Raw genomic sequence first — 26,233 nt, forward strand, 5'->3', positions numbered from 1 at the left:
TCACGCCGCGCTGACCTCCCTCGTCACCGCGACCCGCCCCAGCAGCTCCTCGTACGCCGCGCGGTCGAACTCGCCCGCCACCGGCGCCAGTACGGTCGCCGCCGACAGGGCGACCGCCCGTGCCAGTCGGTCCGGCCAGGGCAGGTGTTCCACCAAGCCCGACAGCAGGCCCGCGACCGCCGAGTCGCCCGCGCCGGTCGGGTTGCCGTGGATGCGGGTCGGAGGTGTCGCGTGCCAGGTGGCCTCCGGAGTTGCCGCCAGGAGGCCCCGCGCGCCCAGTGAGGTGACCACCGTTCGGGCGCCCCGGCGGCGCGCGTCCTGGGTGGCGCGCAACGGGTCGTGGGAGCCGGTGAGTTCGGCGAGTTCGTCGGTGTTGGGCTTGAGCAGGTCCGGTCGGGCGGCCACCCCGCGCCGCAGCGGCTCCCCGCTGGTGTCGAGCAGCACCGGCACCCCGGCCGCCCGCGCACTCTTTATCAGCACCGCGTACGCGCCCACCGGCACTCCCGGCGGCAGGCTTCCGCACAGGGCCACCGCCGAGACCCCGGGCAACAGGGACCCGTACGCCTCCTGGAACGCCGTCCACTCCGCCGAAGTGACCGTCGGGCCGGGCTCGTTGAGTTGAGTCGTGTCACCAGTCAGCTCGTCCACCACCGCTATCGTGCGGCGGGTCGCCCCGGACACCGGGACGAGCGCGTCCAACACGCCTGGGGTGCCCGTGAGTTGGTCCTGGACGATGCGTCCGGTCGCGCCGCCCGTGAAGCCGGTGACCGTCACCTCGTGGCCCAGGGCCGCCAGGACCCGTGCCACGTTCAGGCCCTTGCCGCCGGGGCGTTCCGTCACCTCGGACACGCGGTGCGAAGCGTGCGGGTGCAACTCCCGTACCCGGTAGGTGATATCGAGCGCGGTGTTCAGCGTCACCGTGAGGATCACCGGCCGACCTCCCCCGAAGTGTGTGCATCCGCCGTCCAGTTCGGGCCGATCGTGCCGAAGAGGCGGCGGTCCTCCCAGTGTCCCGGGACAACCGCCGCCTCAACAGCGGTACATTTCAGCCCAGTTGGGGATCGACCACCCAAGTACCGCGCCGCATCACGCCCTTGAGGTCGAACGCGGAGTCCAGCAGCAGCAAATCCGCGTACTTGCCGGGCTCCAGCGAGCCGATCTCGTCGTAACTCCCCAACAGCCGGGCCGGGTTGGCCGAGATCGCGGCGACCACGTCCTCGACCGGCAGCCGGTCGACCGTCACCGCGCGCTTGAAGGCCCGGTCCAGGGTGAGGGTCGAGCCCGCGATGGAGCCGCCCTCCACCAACCGCGCCACACCCTCGCTCACCTCGACCTCCAGCGGGCCGAGCATGTAACGCCCGTCACCGAAGCCCGCCGCGTCCATCGCGTCCGTGATGAACGCGACCCGCTCCGCACCGGCGTGGTGGAACGCCAACTCCAGCGCCGCCGGGTGCAGATGCGTACCGTCGTTGATCAACTCGACCGTGATCCGCTCGTCTTCGAGCAGCGCCGCGATCGGACCGGGGTCGCGGTGACCGAGCGGCGGCATCGCGTTGAACAGGTGCGTGGCGACCGTCGCGCCCGCGTCGATCGCCTCCACCGTCTGCTCGTACGACGCGTCGGTGTGCCCGATCGCCGCGATGACGCCGAGTTCGGCGAGGAGGCGTACGGAGTCGAGGCCGCCGGGGAGTTCGGTCGCGAGGGTGACCATCTTCGCCTGCCCGCGGGCCGCGTCGACCAGCTTGCGGACGTCCGCGGGGTCGGGATCCCGGAGCAGGGCCTCGGAGTGGGCGCCCTTGCGGCACGGGGAGATGAACGGGCCCTCGAAGTGGATACCGGCGAGGTCGCCCTGCTCCGCCAGTTCGGAGAGGAGGCCGGCCCGCTGGGCGAGGAAGTCCATCTCACCGGTGACGGTGGAGGCGACCAGGGTGGTGGTGCCGTGTTGGCGGTGGGTGTGGATGCCCTTGAGGACGTCGTCGATGGTGCCGGAGGTGAAGGAGGCTCCGCCGCCGCCGTGGTTGTGGATGTCCACGAATCCCGGGACCAGGGTGAAGCCGGTGACGTCGAGTACCTGGGCGTTCTCGGGGGCGGCGCCGGTGATGCGGGTGCCGTCGATGATGAGTCGGCCGTCGCGCACGATTCCGGTCGGGAGGACCACGTTGGCGCCGGACAGGATGAGGGGCGCCTTGCCGGATGCGGAGTGCGCGTCGAGTGTGGCTGGTCGCGCCCCGCGGCGGAGCCGCATATCGACGCTGTCCCGCGCCCCTGGGGGGGTTGCCATCAGGGTGCTACCTCCGTGCGGTCGGTTGAAGTGAGGAGGTCCCAGGCCAGCAGGCCTGCACCTAGACATCCGGCGGTGTCCCCTAGGGCCGCGGGGACGATCGTCGGCAGCTTCTGGAAGGTGATCCGGGACCGGACCGCTTCCCGCAGCGGTGTGAACAAGGTTTCCCCCGCCTCCGCCAGGCCGCCGCCGATGATGATCGTTCGGGGGTCCAGGAGGGTGAGGGCGGTGACGAGGCCGTCGGCGAGGGCGTCTACGGCCTCCTGCCAGACCTTCTGCGCGCGCGGGTCCCCGGAGGCGACCGCCTTCGCGCAGTCCGCCGCGTCCGCCCCGGGGTCGCCGGAGACGGCCGCCCACGCCTCGGTCACCGCCGCCGCGGACGCGTACCGCTCCAGGCAGCCGGTCTGGCCGCAGGGGCAGGGGGTGCCGCCCGGTCGTACGACGATGTGGCCGATCTCGCCCGCGAAACCGTGCGCGCCCGCCTCCACCCGGCCGTCGATGCCGATCGCGCCCGCTATACCGGTGCCGAGCGGGACGAACAGGAAGCGGTCGGCGCCCTTGCCCGCGCCGATGCGGCCCTCGGCGAGGCCGCCGGTGCGGACGTCGTGGCCGAGGGCGACCGGGACGCCCCCGAGGCGGGCGGCCAGCAGATCGCGCAGGGGTACGTCGCGCCAGCCGAGGTTGGCCGAGTACGCGGCGATGCCCCGCTCGGCGTCGACGATGCCGGGGACGGCGACGCCGGCCGCCGCCGCGGGCTCGCCGTAGTGCTCCTCGCCGTACGCGCGCAGCTCGGCGGCGAAGCCGAGGATGTGCTCGACGACCGCGTCCGGACCGCGCTCACGGCCGGTCGCCCGGCGGGCCCGGTGGAGCAGTTGGCCCTCCGCCCCGACCAGGGCGGCCTTCATCCCGGTGCCGCCCACGTCGAGGGCGATGACATGTCTCACGGGGGACAGTGTGGCCCGTACACCCGCGAGAGGTCTAGTCCACTCACGTGGTGTAGACCTTATGGGTTCGCAGAGCGAACGTCACGACAGCAAAGGTTGGGGATTCGGCAGTGCAGCGGCGTAGGACAGGAATGATCGCGGTGACCTCCGCACTGGGCTTGACGGCGGTCCTCGGGGGCTGTGGCCTCGGCGGGGATTCCGGTGAGGTCACTCTGCGGCTCGTCGCCGCCGACTACGGCGATTCCGCGTCCAACAGTTCGCGGAAATACTGGGACGGACTCGTCAAGGCGTACGAGGCGAAGCACCCGGACGTCAAGGTCGAGGTCAGCGTCTACTCCTGGAACGACGTCGACCGCAAGGTCAAGGAGATGGTCGCCGCCGGCAAGGCGCCCGACATGGCGCAGATCGGCGCGTACGCGGACTACGCCGACGCGGGCAGGCTGTACTCCACGGCCGACCTGCTCTCCATCCCCGTGGAGGCCGATTTCCTGGAGCCGCTGCTGGACGCGGGGCAGGTGAACCACATCCAGTACGGCATGCCGTTCGCCGCGTCTACGCGCGTCCTCTTCTACAACAAGACCCTCTTCACCGAGGCCGGGCTCACCCCGCCGAAGGACTGGAGCGAACTGGCCGCCGACGCGGAGGCGTTGAAGGAGAAGGGCGTGAAGTACCCGTTCGCGCTGCCGCTCGGGTCCGAGGAGGCGCAGGCCGAGACGATGCAGTGGCTGCTCGGCGGGGGCGGTGGCTACACCGACGACATCGGCACGTACACCCTCGACTCGACGCAGAACGTCTCCACCTTCAGCTGGCTGCGCGACAACCTGGTCGCCAAGGGCCTGACCGGTCCCGTCGCGCCCGCCCAGCTCAACCGCGCGGACGCGTTCGCCGCCTTCGCCGACGGTGACGTCGGCATGCTCAACGGGCACCCCACCCTCATGCAGCAGGCCGCCAAGAAGGGCGTCAAGTTCGGCACGGTCGCGATGCCCGGCCGCAACGGCAAGGCCAAGACCACGATGGGCGTCGCCGACTGGATGGCCGCGTTCAAGCAGAACGGCCACCGCGAGCAGATCGGCGACTTCCTCGACTTCGTCTACAGCGAGAAGAACGTCCTCGCCTTCTCCCGCGAGTACGACCTCCTGCCGGTGACCAACTCCGCGTCCGAGGCGATGCAGGAGTCCCGGCAGGACAAGGCTCTACGGCCCTTCCTGGAGGAACTCCCGCTGTCCACGCTCTACCCGGTGGGCAACACCTCCTGGGCCACGGTCAGCGCGGACATCAAGAAGCGGATAGGGCAGGCGGTGGCCGCGAACGGCAGTCCGGGCGCGGTGCTGGGGCAGTTGCAGGCGTCGGCGTCGCTGGCGGAGAGCGGGAAGTAGCGGTCGAGCGGCGTCCGGGGCCGTTGTCAGTGGCGGGGTTTACGGTGCAGGCATGGACAAGGACCGGCCCTCGCGGCTTCCCTCGCTGAACCGGAGGGAACAGGACATCCTCGCGCTGGAGCGCCGCGGCTTCCCCGGCCCCGGCGTGAAGGAGCGCGCGATCCGCGAGGAGCTGGGCCTGGCCCCCGTGCGCTACTACCAGCTGCTCAACGCCCTGCTGGACGACGAGCGGGCCCTGGCCCACGACCCGGTGACGGTGAACAGGCTGAGACGGGTCCGTGAGACGAGGCGGGCGGAGAGGTAGCAGCAGGTGTGGGTCCCGGGCCCGCCCGGATAGGGTCGTCGACATGGGCAGCCCTCAGGACTCCACCGATCCCCTGCACGCACTGCCGACCCCCGCCACCCGCGCCGGGCGCGAGGCTCTGGAGGCGATCCTCGCCAAACCGGCCTCCGCGGTGATCGGGCTCGACTTCGACGGCACACTCGCCCCGATCGTGCCGGATCCCGAGCAGGCGCGGGCCCACCCGGGCGCGGTGCCGGCGCTGGCCGCACTCGCCCCGAAGGTGGCGTCCGTGGCCGTGATCACCGGCCGCCCGGCCGGTGTGGCGGTCCGCAACGGCGGCTTCGCGGGCGTGCCGGGCCTGGAACACCTGGTCGTGCTGGGCCACTACGGCACGGAACGCTGGGACGCGGTGAGCAGCACGGTCAGCGCCCCCGCCCCGCACCCCGGGGTCGCGGCGGTCCGCGCCGAACTCCCGGGCTTCCTGGACGGGATCGGCGCCTGGCAGGGCACGTGGATCGAGGAGAAGGGCCGCGCGCTGGCGGTCCACACCCGCCGGGCGACCGACCCCCAGGCGGCCTACGAGGCCCTCCGCGCCCCCCTCACCGACCTCGCCACCCGCCACGGCCTGATCGTCGAACCCGGCCGCATGGTCCTGGAGTTGCGCCCGCCGGGCATGGACAAGGGCGTAGCGCTCCTCGACTACCTCCGCGAGACCGGCGCCGAGTCGGTCCTCTACGCCGGCGACGACCTGGGTGACCTCCCCGCGTTCGCGGCGGTGGAGAAGCTCCGCTCCGACGGCGTTCCGGGTCTGCTGGTGTGCAGCGGTAGCTCAGAGGTCACGGAACTCTCGGACCGGGCGGACCTGGTGGTGGACGGCCCGGTGGGGGTCGTAGGACTGCTGGCGGCGATCGCGGCCCAACTGGGCTGAGCGGGACCGGGCAGGGGCTGTTCCGAAGAAATGTGACACTGGGCGGGGCAAGTGTCACATTTCTTCGGAGAGGGTGCTCCGGCGCTCAGCCCTTGAGCGCGTTCAGCTGTTCCAGGAACCACTGGGCCGGGGGCAGGGCCGTAGCCGCCGCCGCCAACCTCTTCGTGCGCTCGGCTCGTTCCCCGGCCGGCATGGTCAACGCCTCGTGGAGCGCGGCGGCCGTGCCGATCACGTCGTACGGGTTGACCGGGATCGCGTCCTCGCCCAACTCCTCGTAGGCGCCCGCCTCCCGGGAGAGGACCAGGACGCAGCTCTCGTCGGAGACGACGGGGACCTCCTTGGCGACGAGGTTCATGCCGTCGCGGATGGGGTTCACCAGGGCGACGTCGGCGAGACGGTACGCGGCCAGGGAGCGGGCGAAGTCGTCCTTGACGTGGAGGACCACCGGGGTCCAACCGGGCGTGCCGTAGCGGGAGTTGATCTCGTCCGCCACCCGCTGCACCTCGGCGGTGTAGTCGCGGTAGACGGCGAGGTCCTGCCGCGAGGGGTAGGCGAACGCCACGTGGACGACCTGTTCCAGCAACTCCGGGTGGTCGTCGAGGAGTTGGCGGTACGCCAGGAGTCCGCGCACGATGTTCTTGGACAGTTCGGTGCGGTCGACACGGACGATCGTCCTGCGCCCCTCGCCGATCTCCTCGCGGAGGGCCACGATCCGCTCCTCCACGTCCGGCTCGTGCGAGCGGGCGCGCAGGAAGTCGGCGTCGGCGCCGAGGCCGTGGACACCGATCAGGCTGTCACCGACGCCCCCGGTGAACTCCGTACAACAGGCCGCGAACGCGTCCGCCCAGCGGTGGGTGAGGAAGCCGAGGCGGTCCGCGCCGAGCATGCCCGTCAGCAGTTGCTCCCGGATGTCGTCCGGCAGCATCCGGAAGTAGTCCACCGGCGCCCACGGCGTGTGCGAGAAGTGGCCGATGCGCAGGTCCGGCCTCAACTCCCGCAGCATCCCCGGGACCAGGCACAGGTGGTAGTCCTGCACGATCGCGACGGCACCCTCCGCCGCCTCCTGGGCCAACGCCTCCGCGAACGCCCGGTTGTACGTCTCGTACGACGCCCACTGGCGCCGGAACTCCGCGTCGAAGACCGGCTCCAGCGGGGTCTGGTACAGCATGTGGTGGACGAACCAGAGCACGGAGTTGGCGATGCCGTTGTACGCGTCGGCGTGCACGTCCGCCGGGATGTCCAGCATCCGTACGCCGTCCTCGCCCACCCCGCGCCGTACGGCCTCGCGGTCGCCGTCGGACAGCGCCGAGCACACCCACAGCGCACCCGCGTCCGGGCCGATCGCCGACAGCCCGGACACCAGCCCGCCGCCACCCCGCCTGGCGCGCAGCGAACCGTCGTCGCCCACCTCGTACGAGACCGGGCCGCGGTTGGACGCGACGAGCACCTGAGCAGCACCGCGAGGGGGCGTGGAAGCCGTAGAAGCCGTGGAAGCCATACGCCACAACCTAGCCCGGCCCGGAAACGCTCAAACGTACGGACGGCCGTCGGCGGACTGTATGAGTCCGTATACGACCGTCCGTGAGCGCCTGTAACTGTGCGGTTATGCGACCTTGCGTGACTGGTACTCGGTGATGTCCGCCATCGGCGGCCGTTCCTCCGTGTCCACGGAGTACGTGCGCGGCTCGAAGCCGTCCGGACCCCGCTCGAACTGGGTGAGCGACGGCCGGATCAGATGCCCTCGGGCCAGCCTCAGCTGAGCCGTGCGGTAGATCTGCGCGGCCATCCGCCCCAGGGCCTGACCGTCCTGGTGGCGGTGCTTGCGCACGCCCACGTCGACCTGGGCGAGAGCGTCCAGCCCCACCAGGTGCAGCGCGTCGACGAGCATGCCCAGCTCGACGCCGTACCCGACCGGGAACGGCAGTTGCTCCAGCAGCGAGCGGCGGGCCGCGTACTCGCCGCCGAGCGGCTGCACGAAACCGGCCAGCTGCGGCCAGTGCATGTTCAGCAGCGGGCGGGCCATCAGCTCGGTGACGCGTCCGCCCTGGCCGGCCGCGCCGCCGAGCGGGCGGTCGTACATCGCCTTGACGAGGTCGACGCCGGGGTCGGTGAGCAGCGGGCCCACGATCCCGGTGACGAAGTCGGAGGAGAACTCCTTCAGGTCCGCGTCGATGAAGGCGACGATGTCGCCGCTGGTGACCAGCAGCGAGCGCCACAGCACCTCGCCCTTGCCGGGCACGGCGGGGATGCGGGGCAGGATGTCGTCCCGGTGCACGACCCGGGCGCCCGCCGCGGCGGCCACCTCGGAGGTGCGGTCGGTGGACCCGGAGTCGACGACGACGATCTCGTCGACGAGCGGGACCTGCTGCATGAGGTCGTGACGGATGATCGCGACGATGTCGCCGACCGTCGCTTCCTCGTTGAGCGCGGGCAGCACGACGGAGACCGACTGGCCCGTGCGGTGCTTCGCGGCCAGGATCTTGTGGAGCGGCCGGTCGGTCATGGACCAGGAGCGGGTGCTCAGCCAGTGCTCGACTTCTTTCAGCACGTTGCGCGGCTCCTCTGCGTTCTCTCGGCGAGAGGCGATCACCCTGTGTAGGTGATCCGTCTCGCGGTTCGGACGGCTCACTCAACTGTCCTGGCCTTCGGTTACAGTCTTGAACAACGCTGATGACCATCGCATGTCGGGGGCCGTCAACGCTCACGCAAGTGACACAACCGCATACACAACTGAACACCGCTCATCCAGAGGGGCAGAGGGATACGGCCCGTTGAAGCCCCGGCAACCCTCCAGCCGGTCTTGTCACGTTGATGTGGCGAGGCTCCCGGCTCGGGAAGGTGCCAAATCCGTCTCATGGCGAAATGCGTCGTGAGGAAGATGAGGAAAGGGCCTCGCCTCCATGGCTGCGCAGACTGTTGCAAGCACCACGAACCCCGTGAACAGCGTCGATCTCGGCCCCGCCGTCGCGCTGTCCTGCCGCGAGTGCGGCCACCGCGTCCCGCTCGGTCCGCTCTTCGCCTGCGAGGAGTGTTTCGGCCCGCTGGAGATCGCCTACGACTTCTCGGCCTACGACACCGAAGAGCTCCGCAAGCAGATCGAAGCGGGCCCCGCGAACATCTGGCGTTACGCGCCCCTGCTGCCCGTCCCCGCCGACGTGGCCGACAAGCCGAACATCAACCCCGGCTGGACCAAGCTCGTCCAGGCCGACAACCTCGCCCGCGAACTGGGCGTCGACGCGGGCAAGTTGTTCGTCAAGGACGACTCCGGCAACCCGACGCACTCCTTCAAGGACCGGGTCGTGGCGCAGGCCATCGAAGCGGCCCGCGCCTTCGACTTCACCACCCTCTCCTGCTCCTCCACCGGCAACCTCGCGGGCGCCGTCGGCGCCGCCGCCGCCCGGGCCGGCTTCCGTTCCTGCGTGTTCATCCCGCACGACCTGGAGCAGGGCAAGATCGTCATGGCCGCGATCTACGGCGGCGAGCTCGTCGGCATCGAGGGCAACTACGACGACGTGAACCGTTTCTGCTCCGAGCTGATCGGTGACCCGGCGGGCGAGGGCTGGGGGTTCGTCAACGTCAACCTCCGGCCGTACTACGCGGAGGGCTCCAAGACCCTCGCCTACGAGATCTGCGAGCAGCTCGGTTGGCAGCTTCCGGACCAGCTCGTGGTTCCCATCGCCTCCGGGTCGCAGCTCACGAAGATCGACAAGGGGCTGCAGGAGCTGATCAAGCTCGGGCTCGTCGAGGACAAGCCGTACAAGATCTTCGGGGCGCAGGCGGAAGGGTGTTCGCCGGTCTCCGTCGCCTACAAAGCGGGGCATGACGTCGTAAGGCCGCAGAAGCCGAACACGATCGCCAAGTCGCTCGCCATCGGGAACCCGGCGGACGGGCCGTATGTCCTCGACATCGCCCGGCGTACGGGTGGGGCGGTGGAGGACGTCAACGATGAGCAGGTCGTCGACGCGATCAAGTTGCTGGCGCGGACCGAGGGGATCTTTGCGGAGACCGCGGGTGGGGTGACCGTCGGTGTGGCGAAGAAGCTGATCGAGAACGGGTTGCTGGATCCCACGCTGACCACGGTGGTACTCAACACCGGGGATGGTCTGAAGACGCTGGATGCGGTTGCCGGTACCGGGCTGACCGCGACGATTCGGCCGAGCCTTGAGTCGTTCAGGGAAGCTGGGCTCGCGTCGTAGCGTCGTTGTTCGTCTGCGGGCCGGTGGGGGCTGGTCGCGCAGTTCCCCGCGCCCCTAAAAGACAAAAGCCGTACCTGACCGGAGGTCTTGAGCATGAGCGTTTCCGTCCGTATCCCCACCATCCTGCGCACGTACACCGGCGGGCAGGCCGAAGTCACCGCCGAGGGCACGACCCTCGCCGAGGTCATCAGCGATCTGGAGAAGAACCACACCGGGATCTCCGCTCGCGTCCTGGACGATGAGGGCAAGTTGCGGCGGTTCGTCAACGTGTACGTGAATGATGACGATGTGCGGTTCGAGCAGGGGCTGGAGACGGCCACTCCGGACGGGGTCGGCGTCTCGATCATTCCGGCTGTCGCCGGCGGCTGAGCGGGGGCCCGGAGGTCCCCGGAAATTACCCTCGGTAACGCCGATTACCAAGAGTTCATCGAATTGCCCCCTCCGTGAGAGAAGCGGAGGGGGCAATTCTGTAGGGTTGAGCGGGGTACAGTTGGGGAACCCGCTCCACTCCGCATGCCGGACGCATATGAGTACCCGCTCCGCGTGCGATGAGAAGTAGCCAAAGTGTGCATTCATTTTGCGCCTTATGTTCCCTTTATCGGGCCCGACTTGCCCTGAAGTCGGACGAATTCTCCGTATATTCCCGACCGGTCCTGCCCGGAATTCTCGTCGGATTGACCTGTTGCAGACGGCAGTTGGACGGATACATTCGGCCGCGGTCGACGCGTTCCGGCGCACGCCCCCAATCCTGTGGGGGGTGAGGTCTGACCCGGATCCGCGAAGTGCGGGTCCGTGCAAGGGCCAGTAATAGGGGAGTTAGGCATGGCTCAGGGCACCGTCAAATGGTTCAACGCGGAGAAGGGGTACGGCTTCATCGCGGTCGACGGTGGTGCGGATGTTTTCGTCCACTACAGCGCGATTCAGATGGACGGCTACCGCACCCTGGAAGAGGGTCAGCGGGTCGATTTCGAGATCTCGCAGGGTCAGAAGGGGCCGCAGGCGGACATGGTCCGGCTCGCGACCACCTGAAGCACGCGCCGACGAACAGCAGCGACGTTCTTCGTTCCTCACCGAAGGGCTCGTACTCCTGGGGGGTCACCTCCTGGGGTACGGGCCCTTCGGCATGCCCGGAGGGCCCGTGTGCCTGGTGTTTCCCTCGCGCGCGCCCGTGAGGAGAAGGCGCCAGAACCTGGGAGCCGCTTGCACTCGACCATGCCGAGTGCTAATCATTGGCGTTAGCACTCTGAAGGTGAGAGTGATAACGAAGGATCGGGTCGGTGAGGCCCGCAGGCCAGGTGGCGCAAGGAGCCACGGGGCAGGCGAGCCGTCCGTCGCGGGCGCCAGCGCGGTCCGGAGCAATCCACCCCAGTCCGGGAGGACCACTTCACATGGCCAAGATCATCGCGTTCGACGAGGAGGCGCGGCGAGGCCTTGAGCGCGGTATGAACCAGCTCGCCGACGCCGTCAAGGTCACCCTCGGCCCCAAGGGCCGCAACGTCGTCCTTGAGAAGAAGTGGGGAGCCCCCACGATCACCAACGATGGTGTCTCCATCGCCAAGGAGATCGAGCTGGAGGACCCGTACGAGAAGATCGGCGCCGAGCTGGTCAAGGAAGTCGCCAAGAAGACGGACGACGTCGCCGGCGACGGTACGACCACCGCGACCGTGCTCGCCCAGGCTCTCGTCAAGGAAGGCCTGCGCAACGTAGCCGCGGGCGCCAACCCGATGGCCCTCAAGCGCGGTATCGAGAAGGCCGTCGAGGCCGTCTCCGGTGCCCTGCTGGAGCAGGCCAAGGACGTGGAGACCAAGGAGCAGATCGCTTCTACGGCCTCCATCTCCGCCGCCGACACCCAGATCGGCGAGCTCATCGCCGAGGCGATGGACAAGGTCGGCAAGGAAGGCGTCATCACCGTCGAGGAGTCCCAGACCTTCGGTCTGGAGCTGGAGCTCACCGAGGGTATGCGCTTCGACAAGGGCTACATCTCGGCGTACTTCGCCACCGACATGGAGCGTATGGAGGCCGTCCTCGACGACCCCTACATCCTGATCGCCAACTCGAAGATCGCCAACGTCAAGGACCTGCTCCCGCTCCTGGAGAAGGTCATGCAGTCGGGCAAGCCGCTGCTGATCATCGCCGAGGACGTCGAGGGCGAGGCCCTGTCCACGCTGGTCGTCAACAAGATCCGCGGCACCTTCAAGTCCGTCGCCGTCAAGGCTCCGGGCTTCGGTGACCGTCGCAAGGCCATGCTCGGCGACATCGCCATCCTCACGGGCGGCGAGGTCATCTCCGAGGAGGTCGGCCTCAAGCTGGAGAACGCGACCGTGGACCTCCTCGGCCGCGCCCGCAAGGTCGTCATCACCAAGGACGAGACGACGATCGTCGACGGCTCGGGCTCGGCGGACCAGGTTGCCGGTCGCGTCAACCAGATCCGCGCCGAGATCGAGAACAGCGACTCGGACTACGACCGCGAGAAGCTCCAGGAGCGCCTCGCCAAGCTCGCGGGTGGCGTCGCCGTCATCAAGGCTGGCGCGGCCACCGAGGTCGAGCTCAAGGAGCGCAAGCACCGCATCGAGGACGCCGTTCGCAACGCGAAGGCGGCCGTCGAGGAGGGCATCGTCGCCGGTGGCGGCGTCGCGCTCATCCAGGCGGGCCACGTCTTCGAGAAGCTTGAGCTCGAAGGTGACGAGGCCACGGGTGCCGCGATCGTGAAGCTGGCCCTTGAGGCCCCGCTGAAGCAGATCGCCGTCAACGGTGGCCTCGAAGGCGGAGTCGTCGTCGAGAAGGTCCGCAACCTGCCCATCGGTCACGGCCTCAACGCCGCCACCGGTGAGTACGTGGACATGATCGCCGAGGGCATCATCGACCCGGCGAAGGTCACGCGCTCTGCCCTGCAGAACGCCGCGTCCATCGCCGCGCTCTTCCTCACCACCGAGGCGGTCATCGCCGACAAGCCCGAGAAGGCCGGTGCCGGCGCGGGTGCCGGTGGCGGCATGCCGGGCGGTGACATGGACTTCTGATCGACCCCTTCGGGTTGATCAACGGTCTTACCGAGGGCGGTACTTCCTGTTCCGACAGGGGGTACCGCCCTCGGGCATGTCCGGGGTCACGGTGTTCGGAGTCACAGGTGTCCGGGATCACAGGCCGCGGTGCGGGACGGCCGGAATGAAGGTCTTGGCCGGACGGTTGTCGTTGACGCATGATCAATGCATACGCACATACCGGCTGGTACCCGATATCCGGTGCCTGGTGTCCCGAGGAGCCCCCACACGTGTCTACGACCGCCCCCGCCTCCCGAGCGGCCGACATCCTCGGCCGTCCGATCACCCTCAACGGCCTGACCGTCCCGAACCGGATCGTGATGGCGCCGATGACCCGGCAGTTCTCGCCGGGCGGCATCCCCGGTGAGGACGTGGTCGGTTACTACGCCCGCCGCGCCGCCGCGGGCGTGGGCCTCATCGTCACCGAGGGCACGTACGTCGGCCACGAGTCCGCCGGGCAGAGCGACGACATCCCGCGCTTCCACGGCACGGAGCAGCTCGCGGGCTGGGCGAAGGTCGCCGAGGGCGTGCACGCGGCGGGCGGCACGATCGTGCCGCAGCTCTGGCACATCGGCATGGTCCGCGAACAGGGCCAGCCGCCGTACGCGGACGCGCCCGCCGTCGGCCCCTCCGGGCTGCGGATCGGCAGCGACGAGGTCACCGGTACGGCCATGACGCAGCGGGACCTGGACGACGTCATCGGCGCGTTCGCCGAGGCGGCGGCTGCCGCTGAGCGGATCGGCTTCGACGGCGTCGAACTCCACGGCGCGCACGGCTATCTCCTCGACCAGTTCCTGTACGCGGGCACCAACCGCCGTACGGACGCCTACGGCGGTGACGCGGTCGCCCGTACGAAGTTCGCGGCGGAGATCGTCGCGGCGGTGCGCGAGACGGTGTCCCCCGAGTTCCCGATCATCTTCCGCTACTCGCAGTGGAAGCAGGACGTCTACGGTGCCCGTCTCGCCGAGACCCCCGAGGAGCTGGACGCGATCCTGACCCCGCTCGCCGCGGCCGGCGTGGACGTCTTCCACGCCTCCACCCGCCGTTACTGGCTCCCCGAGTTCGAGGACGCCGGCTCCGATCTCAACCTCGCCGGCTGGACCAAGAAGCTCACCGGCAAGCAGACCATCACGGTCGGTTCGGTCGGCCTCGACGGGGACTTCCTCAAGGGGTTCCGGGGTGAGGGCGCGCCGGTCAAGGGCATCGACGACCTCCTCGACAGCCTGGAGCGGGACGAGTTCGACATGGTGGCCGTGGGGCGGGCGCTGCTGCAGGACCCTGAGTGGGCCGCCAAGGTCCTCGCCGGGCGGGTGGAGGAGCTGGCGCCTTATGACGCGGCGGCGCTGAAGTCGCTTAGCTGACACCCGAGTTGACGATGGGGAACGGCCGGGGTGGTCTAATCGACCCCGGCCGTTCTTGTCGTTCCGCAGTCTTGGCCCGGACCGATGCGCCGCTCTCGCACCCGGCGCCTCAGGCGCACCACGCCGTAGATCGTGGAGTGCGCCGCAGCTACCAGGACACAGAGGGCGAGCGTGGTCAGGCCCCAGTCGCCCAGGGCCGACAGAAAGCCGCCCGCCCACACGGCATGCACCAGCGCGTCCGCCAGGTCGAAGACCGAGAGCCCGAGGGTGACCAGGAGCGAGACCCGCAACTGCCTGATCAGTCCCGTCACGCCGCGATCCGTCCGAAGAACCCGAGGGCGGACGCGTACGGCCCCACCAGCAGGACCGCGGGCCGGACGGCCTGCCCTTCTTGGTCCCCGCCGCAGGTGTGGGCCAGGGCGCAGACCCCGTGGACCCAGTCCGAAATGTTCATGCTCACCTCGCCGCGAGCATAAGCGGGGTTCCTGAGGGCTGAGGCGGTAGGGCCACCTGCCGAGCTCCGGCCCTGTCCGCCGCCCCCAACTCGGGCTAACGTGCCCGCACATGAGGATCCTGCACCTGTCCGACACCCACCTGGAACGCGCCGACGCCCCCAACCGCCACGGCATCAACGCGACCGACTCGCTGCGGCTGATGCTTGCCGAGTTGCGGCATCAGCGCGGGGTGGACGCGATTGTCGTCACCGGGGACCTCGCCAATGACGGGGCGGTGGAGGCGTATGCGGCTGTGCGGGAGTTGGTGGGTGGGTTCGCCCGGGTGATGGGTGGGGTGCCCGTCTTCTACACGACCGGGAACCATGACGAGCGGGAGGCGTTCGGGAAGGTGCTCGGGAGTGGGCATCTTGCCGCCGACGGTACGGATCGGGTCGTAGACGCCGTGTTTCCGGTGGAGTTCGGGTGTGCTGCTGTCAGTACGGTCGGCGGGTATCGGTTCGTCACGCTCGACTCGCTTGTGCCGGGGGAGGTTTACGGGGCGTTGAGCCGAGCCCAACTGGACTGGTTGGGGGAGGAGTTGGGGACTCCGGCCGAGTTCGGGACCGTTCTCGCCTTTCATCATCCGCCGATCAACCTCGGTACGCCGATGCAGCGGGCCTTCGGGCTGCGGAATCCGGGGGAGTTGGCGGACGCGATCCGGGGGAGTGACGTGCGGGTCGTGCTCACCGGGCACTTCCACCTTCAGCTCTTCGGGTTCCTGGAGGCGACTCCGGTGTGGGTCACGCCCGGTGTCGTCAACCGGATGGATCTGACGACGGCCTACGGCACGGAGCGGGCCGTGCGGGGGGCTTCGGCCTCGCTTGTGGAGCTGGGTGGGGAGACCGCCCCGATGTTCCATACCTTCCATGCGCGGGATCCTCGGGCGCACGAGACGGTGTACCAGTTGGATCAGGAGCAGGTTCGGTCGGTTGTTGAGCGGCATGCGCCCTAGGGGGCTCGTGGGCGGGGTATAGTGGATCTTGAGCCCGTCGCCGTAACTCCGGTTGGCTGGTGCTGCGTTGGTGGTCCAAGGAAAGACGTCCCGCTTCCTGCGGGGAGATGCAGGTGCAAGGCCTGCCCGGCGCTCCGAATGAAGTCCCCGTCCCGCATCGCGCGGGGCGGGGACTTCGCGTTGCGGGTACTACGGGTACTAGAGATTCCCCAGCGGTTCGATGTCCACGTGGACCGGTGTGCCCCAGACCCGGAGTACCTCGTAGTCCGTGAACTCGTGCACGAGGCGGTACGCCATCGCCGGGCGGGAGCCGCGGCGCGCGGCGTTGATGTACAGCTCGGCCTCGTGGCGGTCGCGGCGCGGGGTGCCGCAGAGCTGCCAGGCCTGGCCGTTCCACAGTTCGGGGAGCCAGCGCTGCTGGGCCTGCGGGCGGTCCTCGCGGACGCCGTAGCGGGACGGTGTGGTGTCGGTGGGCCGGGGCGCGGCGGGGCCGTTGAACTCGGAGCGGCGGGCCGAGCGGCGGCGGGTCTCGCAGAGCAGGCAGAGGTCGGGGGCGTCGGCGTCGACCGGGCCGTTCGGGTGCTCCGGGCAGCGGGTGGTGGGCGCGGCGCCGTTGACGCTGTCGTCCAGCAGGTCCAGGGCGCGCTTGAGGTCCGCCTTGACCTCGTGGAGCTTGCCGTCGGGGGTGTCGGACGTGAGGGCCTCGCCGTGCTCGCCGAGGAGGCGGAGGGCGCGGCCTAGGGCGGTCTGCTGGGCGTGGTTCATGGTTCTGTCGACGATAGTCGGCTTTGCCGCGGGCCGGTTCCTCCGGGAGGGGACGGCGGCGCCCGTTCTCCGCTCAGGTGGCCGGGTGTCCCTCCGGTGCCCGGAGCCGGTGGGCGAGGCGGCCGAGCAGTACGGCGTTGGCCAGCCCGCACAGGGCCGCAGCGGCGGCGAAGAACAGCGGGCTGGTCGTCTGCAGGAGGAGAGTGAGGAGGCTGGTCGGTGCCGTGGCCATCAGCGGCCAGATTCCGGCGAATCCCGGGTCCGGCAGGACGTACGTGGCGCAGAGGAAGAACGCCAGCGAGGCCGCGACCACGGCGAGGTATGCCCGCGCGGGCCAGTTGTCCACGGCAGGGGCGAGCAGGGTGCGCAGGCGAGCAAGGGTGCGGGCGTGCGTGGGAGGTGCCGGGGCTGTTCGCTTCTGCGCCGTGGTTGTCGCCGTGGTTGTCGTCGTCGTGGATCTCTTCGCGAGGGCGCCGAGTACGGCGGCGTTCGCGAGGGCGCAGAGGAGTAGCCATACGGTCCAGGAGCCGATCGCCAGCGCTTGTAGTGGCCCCTCGGTGTCCGGGCCGAAGGGCAGGATCGCGACCAGGAAGGAGAGCGGCGCCGTGAGGATCAACGGGCCTGCGGCGACGGGGCCTTCCGGGGCGACGAATATCGCCGCGACGGAGACGCCTACGGCGGTCAGGTAGGCCCGGGCCGGCCAGTTGTCCGTGGCGAGGGCGAGGAGACGGCGCGGGCGGGAGGTCTGCGGCATCGAGGAGTCGTCCTTCGCGTCGGTCGGTCCGGGTCGGTGAGGACAACGGTGGACCGGGGGGCGCGCCTGGACATGAGTACCGGTACTCAATGGGAGGGGCGGAAGGACTTACCTCCCGCCGTCCCTCAAGCTGCCGGGTGGGTGGTGAACGTGACTTCCTCGTGGTCGTCGTCGAGCGCGATGTTCAGCGAGGCGTTCAAAGCCGGGGTCAGGCGGCGCAGCAAGGGGAGGGTCGGTACGGTGTCGGCGCCCTCGACGCGGGAGATCTTCGCCCGCGTCAGCCCGGACCGCTCCGCGAGCTGCGTCTGTGTCAGCCCCGGTTCCACTCGGCGGTCGTAGACGGCTTTGGCGAAGCCATGGCCAGCCGGATCTCCGCGCGCTCGGCGGCGACCTCAGGGGACTCGGCGCACTCCTCGACCAGCTTCTTCTCGCGGGCCGGCTTCCAACGGGTGTGGCTCATCGCGTGGCGCCTCCAGCGGTACGCAGCCGGGGACATTGATGTCAGGAGTGCTTGAGGTCGTCGATGAATGTGGACCAGGTGTCGGCCCGGAAGACGAGCTTCGGGCCGAGGGGGTTCTTGGAGTCCCGGACGGGGACGAGGGCGGGGTGGCCGTCGGCGACTTCGAGGCAGTCCCCGCCGCTGCCGCCGCTGTGCGTTGACTTACGCCAGCGGGCTACTTCGAGGCAGTTGTCGCCAGTGCCGCCGCTGTAGCTGGACTTGTACCAAGTGGCCGTGCTCAGGTCGTAATCAGGGTTGTGCCTCATGGGCGTCCTCTCCTCGGGTGTTGGGAAACGGTCACCGCATGGAGTGATGTGCCGGGGTCAGCCGTGCTTGAGGTCTTCGACGAACGTGGACCAGGCGGCGGTCTGGAAGATGAGCTTCGGTCCGAGGGGGTTCTTGGAGTCCCGGACGGGGACGAGGACGGGGTGGCCGTCGGCTACTTCGAGGCAGTTACCCCCGCCTCCGCCGCTGTAGCTGGACTTGTACCAAGTGGCCGTGCTCAGGTCGAGATCAGGGTTGTTCCTCATGGGCGTAATCCTGCGCCATCGCTTCGATCAGAGCTAGGGAGTTCTGTGGGGAGAGGGCGCAGGCCGCGAGGAATTCATAGGTGCGCCGATGCCACCTGACGGTGGTTGGATCGTCTTCCAGGCGTCCGGTGGCGACTCCCTCAAGGTAGACCAGCGGAGGAGCGTCGTTGAAGTCCATCAGCTTGATGGAACCCTCCATCGCCGGGTGCGCTCCCGCCTTGAACGGCAACACTTGCACGATGACCCGGCTTCGGCGGATCAGGCCGACGATATGGCTCAGGGCCGCCGCCATCACCTTGGGTCCGCCTGTTACCCGGTGCAGTGCCGCTTCGTCGACGATCGCCCACAACAGAGGTTGTGTTGGGTCGTCGAGGATGCGGGTCCGTTCGATGCGGGCTGTCACCAACTCCTCGATCGCCTCATCCGGAGCCGTGGGCTCATAGGCGCGACTCACCGCCCGTGCGTAGGCCGCTGTTTGAAGCAACCCGGGAATCAATAGGGGCGCGTACTCCCTGATCTCCGTCGCCGTTGCTTCAGCCTCCGCCGCTTCCGCGAAGTGCTCGGGATATTTCGACTTCGCCGCCGCCCCACAGTTCCGCTCGAAGAAGTCCCCCGTCCCCAACTCCACGTCCAGCATCCGCGCGTACTCCGGCAACATCCGCCGCGTCCCCGCCTCCAACTGCCCGATGAACGAACCGCTCACGAACAGCCGCTGCCCCAACTCGTCCTGGCTGAGCCCCGCTTTTTCGCGGGCGTGCCGGAGCTCTGCGCCGAGCAAGGCTCGCGGCGACGAAGACGGGTCGAGATCCTTCGGTCCTGCCACAGCAACTCCCTGTCCTAACACCGGAATTTGTTGGGACTCCCCGTATGGCCAGGCTAGACACCTGACCGCCACGCTGTGTTGCGAACAGCAAACTCTGTGTGGAGGTGCAAGGAATGCTCCGGTCGACGGAAGAAATCGTCGCTTCGCTCCGGGAGGCACTCACCGGTGTCGGTGTCGTCCTGCCGTCCCTGTGCGTGGACCCGGTGACGGGCGCGAGCGACGAGAAGTTCGCGCTGGTCACGCTGGGGCGCTGCAACGTCCGTACCGCCGAGAAGCTCGCGTCCGTGCTGCGCGGTGAACGGCCCCCGGTCGGGGCGTATGCCGTGGACGTACGGGACGGGCGGGTCGGCGAGGTGATGGGACACGTGGGCGGCAACGTGCAGTTGCGGCCGGTCGGCGGCGGCCGGGAGTGGGACTGCCCACCGGAGTCGACGGGACCCGCCGGGCAGGAGGAGGTACTACGGGCGAGGGTCCGCGAGCGGAACCGCGAAGCCCGCCTGCCTTGAGCCGCCTGTCTTGGGTCGCCCGCCCTGCGCTGCCCGCCCCGAGCCTCCTGCCCTGAGCCGGCCGCCGTGATCGACTGCCCCCATGCCTCCGCTCCCGCCCCGCCTCCTCCGTGCCCTCGAATCCTTCAACTCCGCCCACCCCTGGAGCCACAACGCCCACTACCACCCTTGGCTGCTACGGCAGTTGCCCCGCAGGTTCGGGCGTGCCCTGGACGTGGGTTGTGGCAGCGGCGACCTCGTGCGGCTGCTTGCCGCGAGGAGCACGGGTGGGGTGGAGGGCATCGACTCCGATCCCCAAATCATCGCCAGGGCAAGGGAGTTGACCCCGCCCGGAGTCTCCGGAGTCTCCGGAGTCTCCGGAGTCTCCGGCGGCCCCGCGGTCTTCGCCGTCGTCGATGCCCGGGACGGAATCCCCGCCGGCCCCTACGACGTCATCACCTGCGTCGCCGCCCTCCACCACCTCCTGTTCGCCGAGACGTTGACCCGCTTCCGCGGCCAACTCGCCCCGGGCGGAACCCTCGTGGTGGTCGGCTGCGCCCGTGAGGAGGATGCCGTCGATGCTCTCCTCGGAGCCGTCTCCGTCGCCCTGAACCTCGTCGTGGGCTGGGTGAAGAACCGGGGTCGTAGGGCCGTTGCCCGCCCGGTGGCCATGACCGCCGTCACCCGGCCGCCGGAGATGACCTTCGCCGAAGTCCGCCGCGAGGCGATCCGTGTCCTGCCGCGGGTCCGGCCGCGGCGGCGGTTGTTCTGGCGGTACACGCTGGTGTGGCGGGCACCTTTGGGGCGTGTCGCGCCGTGAACACGTTCATCACCCGGGGCGGCAGCGGCGCGAGGCCAAGTAGCGCTACGGCGCCGGGAGTTCCCGTACGGGAGCTTCCGGCGCCGGTGTCTGGGCGGGGCGGTCAGCGGCCGGAGTGGTCGATGACGTTGCCGTTGGAGCAGTTGTTGGCGTGGTCGCCGACCCAGTCGCCGAGGACGGGAACCACGGCCACTTCCTGGAGGCATACAGCCGCAGCGGTGAAGTTCCAGTTGTTCGCCGCGTTCGCTCCTCCGCCGAAGTTGGAGTCGTTGTCCGCGTGCGCGGGTGTGGCCAGGGTGAGAGCGGCGGCGGCGCAGGCCACGGACATGAGGATCTTCTTCATGACGGGGAAACGATCATGCCCGGGAAGTGTCACCCGGCCTTACCTCACTCGCCTCACTCGCCTCACTCGCCCCACTCAGCCCACTGACCCCACTCAGCCCCAGGAAATACGTCGCCACGAACCCCACCCCGTACCCCGTCAGCAGCCCGCCCCCGTAGATCGCCACCGTCATCCCCAGCCCCCTGTTCCCGGCCAGCAGCGGGAACAGGGCCCAGCCCGACGGCCCGATCGCCGTCGCCCCGACCCTGTCGCCCAGCATCGCGAAGAAACCGACGAACGCCCCGCCCGCCGCCCCGCCCGCGCAGGCGGTCAGGAACGGGCGGCCGAGGGGGAGCGAGACGCCGTAGATGAGGGGTTCGCCGACGCCCAACAGTCCTGCGGGGAGCGCCGACTTGATGGTCGTGCGGAGTGAAGTGTCGTGGTGCATACGGAAGTAGACCGCCACCGCCGCACCTACCTGGCCCGCGCCCGCCATGGCCAGGATGGGCAACAGGGCGGTGTAGCCCTGCTGTTCGATGAGGGTGGTGTGGATGGGGATGAGGGCCTGGTGGAGGCCCAGCATCACCAGGGGGAGGAAGAGGCCGCCGAGGATCAGGCCCGCGAAGGGACCCGTGGTGGACAGGAGCCAGTTCGCGGCCGTGCCGATCGCCGTGGAGATCTCGCCGGCCGCGTACATGAGGCCGTAGAGCGTCGCGAGGCCCGCGGTCAGGACCGTCAGGGTGGGGGTGACGAGGACATCGAGGGTCGCGGGGACCCAGGTGCGGCACCACTTCTCGACGTATGTGCCGAGGAGTGCGGCGGCGAGTGCGCCCAGCACTCCGCCCTGGCCGGGGGAGAGGGCGACTCCGAAGGCCGTGACCTTGGCGACCCCGGGGTACACCACGACCGCGGCCACCGCCCCGCCCAGCACCGGTGTCCCACCGAACTCCTTCGCCGTGTTGTAACCGACGAAGACCGCGATGAGTGTTAGGAACGCGGAGGGGATGACGGCGAGGGCGCCTGTCACTCCCGGGAGCCAACCCATGTTGATCAGCAGCCCGTTGAGGCCGGCGAGGACTCCGCAGCCGATGAGGGCGGGGATGAGCGGGACGAAGATGTTGGCGATCCGGCGGAGGAGGAGTTTGCCGGGGGTGGCGTTGCGGGCCCGCTGTGCCTCCTTCAACTCGGCGCCGCGCGCGGCCAGTTCACCGGCGGCACTACTCACCAGCTTCTCGAACTCCGGGGTCACCCGTGCCACCACCCCCGGCCCCAGCACGATCTGGTACGTGTCGTCGGCCACGACCCCGAGTACGCCGGGCAGCGCCCGCAGCGCCTCCTCGTCCACCAGTGACCGGTCGGCCAGGCCGAGGCGGAGGCGGGTCATGCAGTGGGCGACGGAGGTGACGTTCGCGGGGCCGCCGACGAGGGGGAGGAGGGCGGCGGCGGTGTCGTACGGAGTATCCACCCCCTGAGCGTGCTGGTCAGTCGGCCGCCGCGGTCAGTGCCGCGCGCAGCCGGCCGCCGGACTCCTCCAGAAGGCGGGCGGCCGTCGCGCCGTCGACCCCCGCGAGGACGACCAGGATCGCGTTCTTCACCTCGCCGTCCGTGACCGCGAGGGCGCGCTCGATCTCCGCGTCGTCCGCGCCGGTCGCGAGCGCGACGATGCGGCGGGAGCGGGCGCGCAGCTTCTCGTTCGACGCGCGTACGTCGACCATGAGGTTCCCGTAGGTCTTGCCCAGCCGGATCATCGTGATCGTCGACAGCATGTTGAGCACGAGCTTCTGGGCCGTGCCCGCCTTCAACCTCGTTGATCCGGTGAGGAGTTCGGGGCCTACGACGACTTCGATGCCGTGGTCGGCGGCTGCGGCGAGGGCGCTGTGCGCGTTGCAGGACAGGCCGATGGTCAGCGCGCCCTGGCTGCGCGCGTGCGTTACGGCTGCGATCGCGTACGGGGTTCGTCCCGAGGCGGAGATGCCGACCACCGTGTCGTCGGGGGTGAGCGTGAGTGCGTCGAGGTCCGCCTCGGCCAACTCCCTTGAGTCCTCGGCGCCTTCGATCGACGTGACCAGGGCGTCCGGGCCACCGGCGATCAGTCCGACGACCTGGGAGGGGTCGGTGTTGAAGGTCGGGGGGCACTCGGACGCGTCGAGTACGCCGAGGCGGCCTGCGGTGCCGGCGCCCATGTAGATCAGCCGGCCGCCGCGTCCCATGCGGTCGGCCACGGCGTCGATCGCGGCGGAGATCTCGGGGAGGCGGAGGGCTACCGCGGCGGCGACGGTCGCGTCCTCGGTGTTCATGAGGCGGGCGATGTCGGGGGTGGGGAGTTGGTCGATCCCGGCGAGTTCGGGGCGGAAGGCTTCGGTGGTGAGTGACTCCAACTCGGCGCGGAGGTCACGGGGGTTGGACGTTGAGGTCATGGAGAAGCGGCTCTTTCCGTTGTTCTTCGTCTGCGGCCCGGTGGGGGCTGGTCGCGCCCGCGCGGCGGTAGCCGCAAATTGAACACAGCCCCGCGCCCCTGGGGGGTCGGCGTTCAGGTTGGCTTTTAGGGGCGCGGGGAACTGCGCGACCAGTTACGACGCACCCGCGGACACCCACGAAACCGTCAGCGCCTGTGCCGATGCGCCAGCGCCTCGTAGGACGCCGACAACGCGGGCGCAGCCTGGTCGTACGTCCGTTGCGCCACCCCGATGAACAGACAGTCCACCACCAGCAACTGACTCGTCCGGGAGGACATCGCGGCCGGCCGCAGCTCACTCTCCCGAGCTGTGGACGTCGTGAGGATGTGATCGGCGTACTGCGTCACCGCCCCGTCCGGCCGCCCGGTGATCGCAACGGTCGTAGCCCCGTGCTCGAAGGCCACGCGCAACGGCTCGATGACGTCACCGGTGGAACCGGAGTGGGTGATCGCGATGGCCACATCGCCCGCCTTCAGCTGCACGGCGTTCGTGACGGCGAGGTGCGGGTCGCTGTGGGCGTGGGCTATGAGGCCTATGCGCAGGAGCTTCTGGGTGAGGTCCTGGGCGACGAGCCCGGACGCCCCGACGCCGTAGATGTCGGTACGACGGGCCGCGGCGAGCGCGGTGACGGCCGCGCCGAGCTGGACGGTGTCGAGTGCGGCGGCCGTGTCGGCGAGGGTCTGCTGCTCGTCGTAGGCGAGTTTCGCGACGACGTCGGCGATCGGGTCGTCGACGGCTATGTCGGTGGTGAGGGCGGGCGCCCGCCCGGACTGCTGCTGCGCGGCGAGCCCGGCGAGGGCGAGGCGCAGGTCGCGGTAGCCGGGGTAGCCGAGGACGCGGGCGGTGCGGACGACCGTGGCCTCGCTGGTGCCGGTGCGTTCGGCGAGGCCGGTGACCGTGAGGGCCGCGCAGCCGGCCGGGTCGGCGGCGACGGTCTCGGCGACGCGCTGCATGGAGCGGGTCATGGAGGGGGCGAGGGTGCGCACCTTGGCGGCCAGTGCGGCGGGTGGCGTACTCCCGGAGGCGCTTCCGAAAATTTCCTTCACTTCCTGAGTCACCTTTGAAAGATATTTTCGCGGCGGTGGTCCGGTCAAGAGTGCGCACAATGGGTGCATGGCATCATCCGACAGCACCCCTGACGACGACCCCCGTGACGAGCCCGTCCCCATAAGCCCCCTGGAGCAGGCGCTGCACGCCGCCCGCGCCCTCGTGCTCGCCGATCTGGCCGCGCGCGAGGTCGTCGCGGCGGACGTGGTGTCCATGGTGGAGGAGTCCATCGTGGAACGGCGGTGGTGGGTGGAGCAGTGGCCGGAGGGTGCCGAGTACGTCGCCGGGCTGGTCGCTCAGGACGTGCAGGACGCGCTGCTGGAGGCGTACGGACGCTGGCCCCTCTGCCCGGTCTGCGCGGCCGGCGACCCGCACGCCCTGGAGGTCGAGCCGGAACTGGGACCCGACCCGCACTGGGTCTGCCACCAGGCGGGCGTGAAGGTCGCGGCCGTGGGAACCCTGGGCTCCCTGTGACCGTCTACATCGACCCGCCGACCTGGCCGGGACACGGACGCCTCTGGTCCCACCTCGTGAGTGACGTCTCGTACGACGAACTCCACCTGTTCGCCGAGGAGTTGGGCGTACCGCGGCGGGCCTTCGAGCGCGATCACTACGACCTTCCCTCGCATCGTTACGCGGACGCGGTGGCCGCCGGGGCGGTGGAGGTCCGGAGCCGGGAGGTGGTGCGGTTGCTGACGGCGGCCGGGCTGCGGAGGCCCAAGGGGCGGGCGCGGTAGGCGAGTTGCTCGGCGCCGGAGTTCGCAGGTCACCAGCCGTCGGCCGTCGGTCGAACGGGCTTGCTCAGCGCCCGAGTTCGTAGGCGAACTCGCCCTCCACCTCGTCCTCGCTGACCTTCTTGAACCCCGCCCGGGTGACCACGGCCTGCGACGCGAGGTTGTCCCGTTCGATCGTCGCGAAGACGGTGCGTACGTCGTCGCGGGCCAGCGCCCACTCCGAGAGCGCGCGGAGCGCCTCCGTCGCGTAGCCCTGGCCGCGGGCGCCCTCCGCGAGGTCGTAGCCGATCTCCGTGCGGCCCTCCTCGTCGGGCGCGCCGTGGAAGCCCAGGCCGCCGACCGCGCGGCCGTCCTCGCGGCGGACGAGGACGAACACGCCGAACTCCGGGCGGTGGACGCCCGATACATAGGCCTTCAGTAGGAAGGTCGCGGCCTCACGGGTGCCCTCGTACGGGCCGCCCTCGATCCACTCGAACCCGCCGTCACCGCCCGCGACCAGGTCACCGGCGGCCGCGGGGGTGATGCCCTGGAGGGTGAGGCGGTCGGTGGTGTGGACGAGGTTGTTGTTCCACTTCCAGCCGGTGACGGGGGCGCGGCCGGGGAGTTCGGCGCGGCCGGTCGCCCACAGCAGGGTGCGCCAGTGGTCGGCGCCGGGGCGGACGTGCGGGAAGATCCGGCCGAGGACGAACTCGCAGAGTTCCGGGGCGGGTTGGTAGGTCAGGCCCAGGCCCTCGGCGATGTCGTGCGTGTGCAGCAGCACCTCGGCGGTGCCCATCGCGGCGAAGCCCTCGCGGTTCGCGCTGCGGAACGGGAACGGGTGGAAGGCGCGCACCTCACGGGGTGTGGTGCGGATCGCGGCGGCGAGCAGGACGCCGGTCGTCCGGATCACGTCCAGGACGCCGGAGTTGTCGGTGCCGTCGTCGAAGGTGATCTCGAAGGGGACGTACGCGTGCTGCGCGCGACCGGCCAACTGCCCCGCGTACGAGATGAGATCACCGGCGATGTGCTCGGCGGTGTCCCGGCAACTCCACTCCAGCCGGCCCGCCTTCACCCCGTCCCAGTCCCGGTCCGTCGCCGTCCCCAGCAGCGCGAGGCAGCCCGCGACGGCCTCTTCCACCTGGTGTGCGGCTGACTGCCCGGCCATG

The 26,233-nt window shown here is 69.8% G+C and carries 32 protein-coding genes and 1 riboswitch; of the genes, 13 read left to right on the plus strand and 19 right to left on the minus strand.

Going from position 1 to position 26,233, the window contains the following annotated elements:
• The 3 genes from OG407_RS29125 to OG407_RS29135 all read right to left on the minus strand — a co-directional run bounded on the left by OG407_RS29125 (position 1) and on the right by OG407_RS29135 (position 3,225).
• Complete coding sequence (locus tag OG407_RS29125; protein ID WP_405862513.1) at positions 1–930, minus strand: 1-phosphofructokinase family hexose kinase; 930 nt, start codon at positions 928–930, stop codon at positions 1–3.
• Positions 931–1,045: 115 nt separating this feature from the next.
• Positions 1,046–2,281 carry an N-acetylglucosamine-6-phosphate deacetylase gene (gene nagA, locus OG407_RS29130; RefSeq protein ID WP_405862515.1) on the minus strand — a complete coding sequence of 412 codons (1,236 nt, stop codon included), beginning with the start codon at positions 2,279–2,281 and terminating at the stop codon, positions 1,046–1,048.
• On the minus strand, positions 2,281–3,225 hold the full coding sequence (locus tag OG407_RS29135) for an ROK family protein (protein ID WP_405862517.1): 945 nt from the start codon (positions 3,223–3,225) through the stop codon (positions 2,281–2,283). The genes nagA and OG407_RS29135 overlap by 1 nt, the downstream gene beginning before the upstream one ends.
• Before the next feature lie 131 nt (positions 3,226–3,356).
• Between OG407_RS29135 and OG407_RS29140 the strand changes: the two genes are divergently transcribed.
• The 3 genes from OG407_RS29140 to otsB are packed head-to-tail and all read left to right on the plus strand — an operon-like array spanning position 3,357 to position 5,812.
• Positions 3,357–4,601 (plus strand): extracellular solute-binding protein, encoded by a 1,245-nt coding sequence (locus tag OG407_RS29140; RefSeq protein WP_405862519.1) that lies wholly within the window; start codon positions 3,357–3,359, stop codon positions 4,599–4,601.
• A gap of 52 nt (positions 4,602–4,653) precedes the next feature.
• Positions 4,654–4,905 carry a DUF3263 domain-containing protein gene (locus tag OG407_RS29145; protein ID WP_328682257.1) on the plus strand — a complete coding sequence of 84 codons (252 nt, stop codon included), beginning with the start codon at positions 4,654–4,656 and terminating at the stop codon, positions 4,903–4,905.
• A gap of 43 nt (positions 4,906–4,948) precedes the next feature.
• The gene (otsB, locus tag OG407_RS29150) at positions 4,949–5,812 is read left to right on the plus strand and encodes a trehalose-phosphatase (protein ID WP_403592083.1); all 864 of its coding nucleotides are present in this window, start codon (positions 4,949–4,951) and stop codon (positions 5,810–5,812) included.
• An 85-nt stretch (positions 5,813–5,897) separates the two neighbouring features.
• On the opposite strand, the gene OG407_RS29155 is transcribed toward otsB, so the two are convergent.
• Positions 5,898–7,310, minus strand: coding sequence for a trehalose-6-phosphate synthase (locus OG407_RS29155; RefSeq protein WP_405862521.1), 1,413 nt, complete (start codon positions 7,308–7,310; stop codon positions 5,898–5,900).
• A 105-nt stretch (positions 7,311–7,415) separates the two neighbouring features.
• The gene (locus OG407_RS29160; RefSeq protein ID WP_328682260.1) at positions 7,416–8,360 is read right to left on the minus strand and encodes a glucosyl-3-phosphoglycerate synthase; all 945 of its coding nucleotides are present in this window, start codon (positions 8,358–8,360) and stop codon (positions 7,416–7,418) included.
• A gap of 190 nt (positions 8,361–8,550) precedes the next feature.
• Positions 8,551–8,697, plus strand: a riboswitch (SAM riboswitch).
• A gap of 15 nt (positions 8,698–8,712) precedes the next feature.
• Between OG407_RS29160 and thrC the strand changes: the two genes are divergently transcribed.
• From thrC to OG407_RS29185, 5 genes are all read left to right on the plus strand, one after another.
• A complete protein-coding gene (thrC, locus tag OG407_RS29165; protein WP_405862523.1) occupies positions 8,713–10,008 on the plus strand; it encodes a threonine synthase in 1,296 nt (431 codons plus the stop codon).
• A 93-nt stretch (positions 10,009–10,101) separates the two neighbouring features.
• Positions 10,102–10,377: a MoaD/ThiS family protein gene (locus OG407_RS29170; protein WP_405862525.1), complete on the plus strand. Its 276-nt coding sequence runs from the start codon at positions 10,102–10,104 to the stop codon at positions 10,375–10,377.
• Between the two features lie 453 nt (positions 10,378–10,830).
• Positions 10,831–11,037 (plus strand): cold-shock protein, encoded by a 207-nt coding sequence (locus OG407_RS29175; RefSeq protein WP_006382349.1) that lies wholly within the window; start codon positions 10,831–10,833, stop codon positions 11,035–11,037.
• 359 nt (positions 11,038–11,396) lie between these two features.
• On the plus strand, positions 11,397–13,025 hold the full coding sequence (gene groL / locus OG407_RS29180) for a chaperonin GroEL (RefSeq protein ID WP_200690012.1): 1,629 nt from the start codon (positions 11,397–11,399) through the stop codon (positions 13,023–13,025).
• Between the two features lie 251 nt (positions 13,026–13,276).
• Positions 13,277–14,407, plus strand: coding sequence for an NADH:flavin oxidoreductase (locus OG407_RS29185; RefSeq protein WP_405862528.1), 1,131 nt, complete (start codon positions 13,277–13,279; stop codon positions 14,405–14,407).
• Between the two features lie 35 nt (positions 14,408–14,442).
• Here OG407_RS29185 and OG407_RS29190 read toward each other — a convergent pair whose 3' ends face one another.
• Together OG407_RS29190 and OG407_RS29195 are read right to left on the minus strand one after the other, a co-directional pair.
• Complete coding sequence (locus OG407_RS29190; protein ID WP_405862529.1) at positions 14,443–14,718, minus strand: hypothetical protein; 276 nt, start codon at positions 14,716–14,718, stop codon at positions 14,443–14,445.
• Positions 14,715–14,861 carry a hypothetical protein gene (locus tag OG407_RS29195; RefSeq protein WP_405862531.1) on the minus strand — a complete coding sequence of 49 codons (147 nt, stop codon included), beginning with the start codon at positions 14,859–14,861 and terminating at the stop codon, positions 14,715–14,717. Before OG407_RS29195 ends, OG407_RS29190 begins: the two co-directional genes overlap by 4 nt.
• A 110-nt stretch (positions 14,862–14,971) precedes the next feature.
• On the opposite strand from OG407_RS29195, the gene OG407_RS29200 reads away from it, so the two are divergent.
• Positions 14,972–15,853: a metallophosphoesterase family protein gene (locus OG407_RS29200; protein ID WP_405862533.1), complete on the plus strand. Its 882-nt coding sequence runs from the start codon at positions 14,972–14,974 to the stop codon at positions 15,851–15,853.
• 198 nt (positions 15,854–16,051) lie between these two features.
• Here OG407_RS29200 and OG407_RS29205 read toward each other — a convergent pair whose 3' ends face one another.
• From OG407_RS29205 to OG407_RS29235, 7 genes are all read right to left on the minus strand, one after another.
• A complete protein-coding gene (locus tag OG407_RS29205; RefSeq protein ID WP_403592101.1) occupies positions 16,052–16,618 on the minus strand; it encodes a hypothetical protein in 567 nt (188 codons plus the stop codon).
• A gap of 73 nt (positions 16,619–16,691) precedes the next feature.
• Positions 16,692–17,372 (minus strand): SCO4225 family membrane protein, encoded by a 681-nt coding sequence (locus OG407_RS29210; protein WP_405862535.1) that lies wholly within the window; start codon positions 17,370–17,372, stop codon positions 16,692–16,694.
• 125 nt (positions 17,373–17,497) lie between these two features.
• Entirely contained in the window at positions 17,498–17,698 is a 201-nt protein-coding gene (locus OG407_RS29215) for a helix-turn-helix domain-containing protein (RefSeq protein WP_405862537.1), read from the minus strand.
• Complete coding sequence (locus tag OG407_RS29220; RefSeq protein WP_405862539.1) at positions 17,683–17,832, minus strand: hypothetical protein; 150 nt, start codon at positions 17,830–17,832, stop codon at positions 17,683–17,685. The genes OG407_RS29215 and OG407_RS29220 overlap by 16 nt, the downstream gene beginning before the upstream one ends.
• 41 nt (positions 17,833–17,873) lie before the next feature.
• Positions 17,874–18,137, minus strand: coding sequence for a DUF397 domain-containing protein (locus tag OG407_RS29225; protein WP_405862541.1), 264 nt, complete (start codon positions 18,135–18,137; stop codon positions 17,874–17,876).
• Between the two features lie 57 nt (positions 18,138–18,194).
• The gene (locus OG407_RS29230) at positions 18,195–18,401 is read right to left on the minus strand and encodes a DUF397 domain-containing protein (protein WP_405862543.1); all 207 of its coding nucleotides are present in this window, start codon (positions 18,399–18,401) and stop codon (positions 18,195–18,197) included.
• Positions 18,385–19,224 carry a helix-turn-helix domain-containing protein gene (locus OG407_RS29235; protein ID WP_405862545.1) on the minus strand — a complete coding sequence of 280 codons (840 nt, stop codon included), beginning with the start codon at positions 19,222–19,224 and terminating at the stop codon, positions 18,385–18,387. Before OG407_RS29235 ends, OG407_RS29230 begins: the two co-directional genes overlap by 17 nt.
• A gap of 113 nt (positions 19,225–19,337) precedes the next feature.
• Here OG407_RS29235 and OG407_RS29240 point away from each other — a divergent pair, with 113 nt between their 5' ends.
• Both OG407_RS29240 and OG407_RS29245 read left to right on the plus strand, forming a co-directional pair.
• Entirely contained in the window at positions 19,338–19,730 is a 393-nt protein-coding gene (locus OG407_RS29240) for a hypothetical protein (protein ID WP_405862547.1), read from the plus strand.
• An 82-nt stretch (positions 19,731–19,812) separates the two neighbouring features.
• Positions 19,813–20,529: a class I SAM-dependent methyltransferase gene (locus OG407_RS29245; RefSeq protein ID WP_405862549.1), complete on the plus strand. Its 717-nt coding sequence runs from the start codon at positions 19,813–19,815 to the stop codon at positions 20,527–20,529.
• A gap of 103 nt (positions 20,530–20,632) precedes the next feature.
• Here OG407_RS29245 and OG407_RS29250 read toward each other — a convergent pair whose 3' ends face one another.
• The 4 genes from OG407_RS29250 to OG407_RS29265 form a co-directional block, all read right to left on the minus strand.
• A complete protein-coding gene (locus OG407_RS29250; protein ID WP_405862551.1) occupies positions 20,633–20,872 on the minus strand; it encodes a hypothetical protein in 240 nt (79 codons plus the stop codon).
• Between the two features lie 13 nt (positions 20,873–20,885).
• On the minus strand, positions 20,886–22,316 hold the full coding sequence (locus tag OG407_RS29255) for a PTS transporter subunit EIIC (protein WP_405862552.1): 1,431 nt from the start codon (positions 22,314–22,316) through the stop codon (positions 20,886–20,888).
• A gap of 16 nt (positions 22,317–22,332) precedes the next feature.
• On the minus strand, positions 22,333–23,268 hold the full coding sequence (gene murQ, locus OG407_RS29260; protein ID WP_405862554.1) for an N-acetylmuramic acid 6-phosphate etherase: 936 nt from the start codon (positions 23,266–23,268) through the stop codon (positions 22,333–22,335).
• A gap of 185 nt (positions 23,269–23,453) precedes the next feature.
• Complete coding sequence (locus OG407_RS29265) at positions 23,454–24,365, minus strand: MurR/RpiR family transcriptional regulator (protein WP_405862556.1); 912 nt, start codon at positions 24,363–24,365, stop codon at positions 23,454–23,456.
• Positions 24,366–24,420: 55 nt separating this feature from the next.
• Between OG407_RS29265 and OG407_RS29270 the strand changes: the two genes are divergently transcribed.
• On the plus strand, positions 24,421–24,828 hold the full coding sequence (locus tag OG407_RS29270) for a hypothetical protein (protein ID WP_405862558.1): 408 nt from the start codon (positions 24,421–24,423) through the stop codon (positions 24,826–24,828).
• Positions 24,825–25,091, plus strand: a complete 267-nt coding sequence (locus OG407_RS29275; protein WP_405862560.1) for a DUF4031 domain-containing protein — start codon at positions 24,825–24,827, stop codon at positions 25,089–25,091. Before OG407_RS29270 ends, OG407_RS29275 begins: the two co-directional genes overlap by 4 nt.
• A 64-nt stretch (positions 25,092–25,155) precedes the next feature.
• Here OG407_RS29275 and OG407_RS29280 read toward each other — a convergent pair whose 3' ends face one another.
• Complete coding sequence (locus tag OG407_RS29280; RefSeq protein WP_405868662.1) at positions 25,156–26,205, minus strand: GNAT family N-acetyltransferase; 1,050 nt, start codon at positions 26,203–26,205, stop codon at positions 25,156–25,158.
• Between the last annotated feature and the right edge of the window lie 28 nt (positions 26,206–26,233).

It is taken from the genome of Streptomyces sp. NBC_01515, from assembly GCF_045040345.1.
Taxonomy (GTDB): Bacteria; Actinomycetota; Actinomycetes; order Streptomycetales; family Streptomycetaceae; genus Streptomyces.

What these genes read in the sequence shown, in the direction of transcription:
- thrC (WP_405862523.1), top strand. Translation starts at nt 8,713, where the DNA reads ATGGCTGCGCAGACTGTTGCAAGCACCACGAACCCCGTGAACAGCGTC.
- OG407_RS29140 (WP_405862519.1), top strand. Translation starts at nt 3,357, where the DNA reads ATGATCGCGGTGACCTCCGCACTGGGCTTGACGGCGGTCCTCGGGGGC.
- OG407_RS29170 (WP_405862525.1), top strand. Translation starts at nt 10,102, where the DNA reads ATGAGCGTTTCCGTCCGTATCCCCACCATCCTGCGCACGTACACCGGC.
- OG407_RS29200 (WP_405862533.1), top strand. Translation starts at nt 14,972, where the DNA reads ATGAGGATCCTGCACCTGTCCGACACCCACCTGGAACGCGCCGACGCC.
- OG407_RS29155 (WP_405862521.1), bottom strand. Translation starts at nt 7,310, where the DNA reads ATGGCTTCCACGGCTTCTACGGCTTCCACGCCCCCTCGCGGTGCTGCT.
- OG407_RS29250 (WP_405862551.1), bottom strand. Translation starts at nt 20,872, where the DNA reads ATGAAGAAGATCCTCATGTCCGTGGCCTGCGCCGCCGCCGCTCTCACC.
- OG407_RS29230 (WP_405862543.1), bottom strand. Translation starts at nt 18,401, where the DNA reads ATGAGGAACAACCCTGATCTCGACCTGAGCACGGCCACTTGGTACAAG.
- OG407_RS29270 (WP_405862558.1), top strand. Translation starts at nt 24,421, where the DNA reads ATGGCATCATCCGACAGCACCCCTGACGACGACCCCCGTGACGAGCCC.
- OG407_RS29245 (WP_405862549.1), top strand. Translation starts at nt 19,813, where the DNA reads ATGCCTCCGCTCCCGCCCCGCCTCCTCCGTGCCCTCGAATCCTTCAAC.
- groL (WP_200690012.1), top strand. Translation starts at nt 11,397, where the DNA reads ATGGCCAAGATCATCGCGTTCGACGAGGAGGCGCGGCGAGGCCTTGAG.
- OG407_RS29145 (WP_328682257.1), top strand. Translation starts at nt 4,654, where the DNA reads ATGGACAAGGACCGGCCCTCGCGGCTTCCCTCGCTGAACCGGAGGGAA.
- OG407_RS29220 (WP_405862539.1), bottom strand. Translation starts at nt 17,832, where the DNA reads ATGAGCCACACCCGTTGGAAGCCGGCCCGCGAGAAGAAGCTGGTCGAG.
- OG407_RS29240 (WP_405862547.1), top strand. Translation starts at nt 19,338, where the DNA reads ATGCTCCGGTCGACGGAAGAAATCGTCGCTTCGCTCCGGGAGGCACTC.
- murQ (WP_405862554.1), bottom strand. Translation starts at nt 23,268, where the DNA reads ATGACCTCAACGTCCAACCCCCGTGACCTCCGCGCCGAGTTGGAGTCA.
- nagA (WP_405862515.1), bottom strand. Translation starts at nt 2,281, where the DNA reads ATGGCAACCCCCCCAGGGGCGCGGGACAGCGTCGATATGCGGCTCCGC.
- otsB (WP_403592083.1), top strand. Translation starts at nt 4,949, where the DNA reads ATGGGCAGCCCTCAGGACTCCACCGATCCCCTGCACGCACTGCCGACC.
- OG407_RS29205 (WP_403592101.1), bottom strand. Translation starts at nt 16,618, where the DNA reads ATGAACCACGCCCAGCAGACCGCCCTAGGCCGCGCCCTCCGCCTCCTC.
- OG407_RS29210 (WP_405862535.1), bottom strand. Translation starts at nt 17,372, where the DNA reads ATGCCGCAGACCTCCCGCCCGCGCCGTCTCCTCGCCCTCGCCACGGAC.
- OG407_RS29175 (WP_006382349.1), top strand. Translation starts at nt 10,831, where the DNA reads ATGGCTCAGGGCACCGTCAAATGGTTCAACGCGGAGAAGGGGTACGGC.
- OG407_RS29195 (WP_405862531.1), bottom strand. Translation starts at nt 14,861, where the DNA reads ATGAACATTTCGGACTGGGTCCACGGGGTCTGCGCCCTGGCCCACACC.
- OG407_RS29225 (WP_405862541.1), bottom strand. Translation starts at nt 18,137, where the DNA reads ATGAGGCACAACCCTGATTACGACCTGAGCACGGCCACTTGGTACAAG.